This window comes from Silvimonas sp., assembly GCF_031291215.1.
In the GTDB taxonomy this organism is placed as follows: domain Bacteria; phylum Pseudomonadota; class Gammaproteobacteria; order Burkholderiales; family Chitinibacteraceae; genus Silvimonas; species Silvimonas soli.
In genome coordinates this window covers 1-6,339 of the sequence record NZ_JARLJK010000141.1, presented here as the reverse complement: position 1 = coordinate 6,339, position 6,339 = coordinate 1, and the positions used below count along the sequence as shown (strand labels likewise).

Sequence of the window (6,339 nt, the reverse complement as noted above, 5' to 3'; positions counted from 1 at the left end):
GGGAGAGTGTGTGGACACATAAGGGGAACACGGACACATGAAAAGGTTTGGGGACAGACGTCACCGTCACTAGAACGGAGACTTCAAAGGAAACTGCAAAGCCGGGACTACAACCCCAAGCTCCAGACCTCATCCCCCAAAGCTTATCCAGGGGGCCGCAGCCCCGTGTCCGACGGGCCATCAGATCGGCGCAAATCTCTGCGACAGCCCGGCGACAGCTCATTCTCAAAAAAAAATACTATCACCCGCCCTTCTACATAGTACTGGCGAGTAGCTTCCTGCCAGTAACTCTCCTTGCAAATATGCGCGTCTGGAACCCCCGCTGCGTCTGCATCCGCAGCATGGCTCACGTAAGCATCGTTGGCGATTGCCATGATTCGCGATTACTGGTAACCAGTGGTAAGCCAGCCTCATGCGCCCACTACGGGAAGCGCGCCTCCAGAATTTGGACCGCGTTTTGGGCGTACCATGCGCCACAGCGCTGTCTACGGCATCAACAAGCATCGAAACAGAATAGAAGCGTAACCCGGCACCGGGCCAGGCCGAGATGTGACAGTGACTGCACCCAACAGGGCCAACACGCGTGCGCTGCCATGGGTGAAGTGATGTCCTTGCTCTCTAGCTAGCGCCGAACATTTTTACTTCCTCACCGGAATCATCGTCGGAGGCTTGGAGCATCAATGCTCTGCTGCAGCAACGGAATGTACCTGGCACTGCCGGCCGTCTGCAGGCCGGTGCACTACATGATCGAGCAGAAGAGAGCATCCGCACCGATGCGTGCTGCTGCCACTGCATCGGAAATCCGCGCATTGTTCCAGCCGTTCAGAATCTTGCGCTGAAAATTACTGTAGTACAGGCCCTCTCGCAGCCACTCCGCCGGCTAGCTGCTCCTTGGCGGAAGTGGACAAGAACAATTCTAACCTCGTGCGCGTTACCTAAATTTCCTATCTTCGGACGATAGCACCACGGCCCATCGGCGCCGTGGCGTCACAGAATGCACGAAAATGCTCCCCGCAGAAGCCAACCGCCGCGTCCAGTGAAGATCCGGCCAGACGACTCGGGCATTGCCACAGAAGCGGTTTGCAATGTACGCTGTTGAGCGTACCAGTATGTAGGGGCAGTCCAGCGCGTGCACGATGGCGCGCCCCGCCTCGTCATTCTCCTTGAATCACATCGCGCGGTGAGCCTTCACCTCGTGTGTGCAACTGCAGGCTACCGCATAACATTTCACTCGTAGCTGCCGTGACACAGCTCGAGCACGTCCGGTACTCATACCGACTTTCAATTAGCTGTACCCCCGGTACAATCGCAATTGCAAGTTTGCAACGGATTAGCTGGGCGCGTTCTCCTAGCCGTGTGCTCCCTCAGGAGCGCTCTGGGCCCGCAGGCCATCGTTCAACACTAATTCAACCGCGAGAGCGCCCCACGGGACAGGTCCCTCGGTTATACAGTAAGCCCTGGAGGGCTGTCGGAAATCGACTCAATCCTCAGATTCTCCTTTGAACAACCCATTTTTGCGATGCGCCACACTCGTGCTGCGTCTCGCTGGATTGCCACATACCACTGCTCTGTGGAATATTGGGCACGTTCGACGCCACCGAACCGGAAATGCCGCCACAGCGGACTTATAATCGGCCACGGCGGGTTGCAGTAACAGTTGATGAATTCCCTCGTGCCGTCCGCAGCCGGCAAGAATTCTTAGGCCAACGCATTGGCCCAGACTTAATTTTAAGTCTCAGATTCAGTGCTCAGACGCCCAATGAAGCGTCGCACTTGCGCGTTCTCCGCATGCGCACATGCGTCGATCGTGCAGGGAGCCGCCGCGGCAGCTTGCCCCTGCAGAAAATGGTGGGGTTCAGGCGGTGATCGTTGTGATCAAAACGCCGGCTCGCTTGTCAGCCACGTCCCCCCAGGACGCTGCGTCCGATACATGGTTGCTCTGACTCGGACTTGCTCAGGCCGCCGCCTGAGCGTGTCATGTTCGTCATCTGAAATCGGCAGCTCCTCCGCGAACGCTTGCAGCTCAATGACCGCTCTGGATCCCTTGAGCCATGTGTATTCCACCAGCTCATTGTCCGTGTACAGGTCCACATGGCGGATTCGAATGCGAGGAGTGTACCGGTACACAGGGGACATAGCGACTGTTCGAATCGCCCACATCTCCTTTGATGTGAATTCCGCACGGGTAGCTTGTGGCTGTTGAACTTTGCTTCACGCAAGACAGCTCCTCCCGAGCCGTCACATCGCGCAGCCGTCCATGCACGCATCTTTAAACGCACCAGCTTGACAGCCATGTTGCGGTTTGACATCCAAGCCTAGAGGCACTCCCAGGCTCTCTGAGGACGCGGAGTGCCCTTCTCGCTTAACCAGAGGCAACCTGCCCTCTTCTCCGAGTCATAAATTTTGCCCTTGGCGGCCAACAGGTCCAGTGAGCAACGGTACTTTAGAAGCAATTGGCGAAATAACCTCATCCAACTTTATTCCAGCGCGTTCCCCTTCCCCGTCATGACTTTCACGTCAACGCAGACCACCTTGGCCTGCCGGAGAAGGATTTTTACTAATTTCAACTTGGCATCCTTTCCTTGCTCTGGCACGAAACCGCAGAATTCTAACCCACATCCCAGCACATCCATCATAGGTTCCATGGCCTGGCTTGCCACTTGCGGAGACTTCGATACCGCCAACACACTGCCGCCATATAGTAACAGAGGCCCCACACACACCATAAAGCATTAAGGCGAGCCGGGACGTGCATCGGCGCTTGCAGCGCAGCCGAAAATCGTCGAGGTACGAAATCACATGGAACCCTGCCTTCCGCAGGATGGTTGATGGGACTTTAGAAATCGTGTGGTAAATGAACAGGCCAAAGCCCATCCAGCAGGCAGGACAACGTAGTCGTAGCACGCGCGCTGTCAGTGAAACCCGAAACATTTCGGGTTCGGCGGCTTCCGCCCGTCACGGTGGGCCGTGGCCCGTGGTGCTCACAGCAGCTCACATGGAGCCTCCGTCCCCTACACCCCACTGGAACGTGGGGAGGGAGTCATTTTTGATGGCGGAGGAGGGCGTCCAGCAATTGAATATCGCCCATCAAATATTAATTAACAGCATCTTTTTCCCTGGCCGCACCACAATGCCCAGCGGCAACACACAGTGCGGCTTCCTGGCAGCGACTCGAGTCGCACCCGTGTCGAGAAATCACTAGATTTCCACACATGCAAACGCCACCGCCTCCCGCTGGGAAATGGTGGTTCGCCCTTTCAAATCTGGGCGAGGTGTTTGAGTCATGATCGAACGTGCCTGCGAAGGCTTCACAAGCTCAAATACCAAGCTTCTATGGCGTATCCACGACACCACTCTGGCGCCAAGGCCGCAGCCGAGCACTGCCGCTGCAGTACAGTGTACCGATTCGGTACTGTAATCCCTCAACAAGGGCCAGAACGCATGGATACTGCCTTCCCTGAAGCACTCCTCGGGCCAAGCCCAAGGAGGTTGCAGACGAGGTAGCCTAACCTTGGGCATGAGGCCCTGAGGCGCGACGCATTCGCGAAACCGCGAAGCGTGTTTACAGGCGGGGCGCTCACGCCCATTCCTGCCGTTGGGCCGCACGGCGCCTTCCAATGGAGTAATCTCGGATTGGGTGCGCCATGCGGGGTCTCAAACTGCCGTCCCACTCCTCGCAAGGGTGGGATGCAGACGGGGGTCGACTATGCCGCCGATTTGCGGAGGCGCCGTGACAAGCAGATGCTCCTGCAACCACTGCCACAGCTCGCCCGTGGCCGAGGGGGGGAGCCTCGCCATGCTGGTCGCCATAAGGGGCGACACGGATCCGGCTTGACCGCAGTCGAACCGGACAATTAGGATTCACCAGTGTGGGGGACGAACAGGTCACATTCGCACACGAAACAAGGCACCACACACTACACACAACAACGCCACACCACGCACGCTTGCAAGACACACACAATCATGTAACCCACGCTCGCAAGCGTCGGGCTGGGAGGGGGGGGGGCGCGTTAGAACTTTGTAGGCAACGATCCCGACTTGGTGAGGGCCGTGAGGCGCGCGCTCGCCACGCCACTCATTGAGTAATCCACCGTGTGCTTGATATCTTACGCTACCTTGGGCACAATTCCACAATGGCAGCTAGGCCAGCAACGGCCATCGCGCGATCAACGCTGACGTGCACGCGTTGACCTCTGCGCTCATAATCTGAGCCGCATTAGCGGTGAATGCACCTGCCAGCCAAGCGCTTGCTGCCAGCAGTATACTTCCACGCCCGACTGCAAGGGAGACAGGGAGATCACAGCGCAAGCCCGCAGGCACAAGATCATCGCGGCGTCCCCTTACGGGCGCGCCCTGCTCCACAGGGCGCAGCATGGCTTCGATACGCATCGCCCACAGGCGTTGAATAGCGATAAATACCCCGCAGGGAAAATGGGTAAAAACCCGTAGCCTTTCGGCTCACGCATAAGTCTCGCAAGACGGTAAATTAACTACAGCGATCCACTCACGTGGGATACGAGCACTGTGCCCCGCAGGGTGCAGCGCGGCATCGGTACGCGTCGCCCGCAGGCGTTAGATAGCGATAACACCCCGCAGGGCAATGGGTAAACAACCTGTAGCCTTGCGGCTCACACATCTGTCTCGCAAGACATTTTTGGCTAAACACAGTGATCCACCCACGTGGGGTACGAACACTGCGCCCCGCAGGGCACGGGACATGTCACTGCCCGCCCCCGCAGGGCACGGGACCAGTGACACTGTCAGCCTCGCAAGGCATGGGACATACCGCGGGACAATTACCTTGGGACCATTACCTTGGGACATTACCTCGAATCCCCTCGCAAGGGGGTACACACTCACGCCCCGCAGGGCAAATGAGGTCACGAGTGCCACGGCTGCCGCAGCAACACAAGTGGCGCCCTCTCCTTCCTCGCGGAAACGGGAGGAGGGGGGGGGGGTGGCGCAAGGTTGAAGCCCACACAGGGGAGCTGTCGCCGGCCGTGGCACAGTGGTTGTGAAGGTTCCCCGCTCGCAAGCGTGGGTGCAACACACTGTACGCACAGGCCGCACGACCAGCTCCCGCTGGCAGCTCGTTGAACAGAGACTGGGATCGCAATCCGCAGTCACGTCCTACGCGCCGGCCTTCCGCAGCCACGTTGACGCCAACGCCTCGCGCACGAGCAGCGTAATACTACACCGTCCCCCGCCGGTGTCAACTGGCCTCCAGCCCAGCCAAGATCATACCGCCAAAATTCACTCCGCGAACAAACAGGCCCCGCAGGCGCCTGCCCAGGCTGCCCGCAGGCCAGCCTCACCGCCCGCAGACGGCTGGCGCTGTCGCTACCGCGCACAGCGCCTGGAAAATAACCAACCGAGAGCTAATCCGCATGAACATGCGAGAATTGAGCCGTCCACTGCCGCAGCAGCACTGCCGCCGCAGCAGCGCCCCCCCCCCGGGCAGAGGATGGTGTGGGGGTGTAAGAATATAGAAAAGAAGAATGTGTATGTGTGCACTCACCGCCCCGTGTAGTCGTCGTCGCGCTTCTTCTTCGTGTCGTGACGCATCCGCTTAGAGCTGCTCGCTGTCCGGGTCCCCTGAGCCCTTGCCGCCGCCGCCAGTCGTCACCAACACCATCGGCGTCTTCTTCCCGCCGGCGTCACCTTGTGGTCTTCTCCTGCAGTAGGGCTCAAGCGCCGCCACACGCAATCATGTCGTGACGGGAGTGTCCGTTGGCTTGGACGGCGGGGCGGCGCTCGTCTTGGAGTTGGTCTTGCGGCCCTTCTCGGTTGTCTTCGTCGTCTTCTGCTTCTCCCGCAGGGTGGCGTCCAGAACCGCTGCCTCCACGGCGTCGCTGAATGAGCTCACCATTGTTGGCCCAATGTTGGGCGGTGTGCGGTACTGGTTCTTCGTCGTCTTCGTCTCTGCTCCACGCCGTCGCTACACCGGGGCTCCGTGGGCGCAGGTGTAGTAACTGGCGTGGGGGGGGTCGGCGCCCGGTGTCCCCAGTGGGGTCGGGATGTGCACAGGCGCACGAAATCGCAGCACCGCACGCTGCGCCCTTGCTCGTCCTGCCTGGGCTTCGGATAACGGCCCCGTCCGCGGCTGCATTAGCTTAAACTAAGCCTCTGAAGTCTCTAAGTGGGGCCTCTGAACTAGTCATCCTCACATATAGGAAAAAATTCGCGGTGGCGACTCGGCAGCCACACGACGCGAATGGCAAGAGTGAAACTTCATGAGGGCTTCAGGGGCAGGGAACGTCTTGGCGTGACGGGCGCCGCTCCGCAGTGACGCCGCATGCATTCCTAGTGCGCCTCCTGGCCACTCTGCTATGCGGC

General features: G+C 59.2%; 1 protein-coding gene. It reads right to left on the bottom strand.

The window, feature by feature from the left end:
* Positions 1 to 2,477: 2,477 nt before the first annotated feature.
* Positions 2,478 to 2,636 (bottom strand): hypothetical protein, encoded by a 159-nt coding sequence (locus tag P4L78_RS18165; RefSeq protein WP_309329630.1) that lies wholly within the window; start codon positions 2,634 to 2,636, stop codon positions 2,478 to 2,480.
* Between the last annotated feature and the right edge of the window lie 3,703 nt (positions 2,637 to 6,339).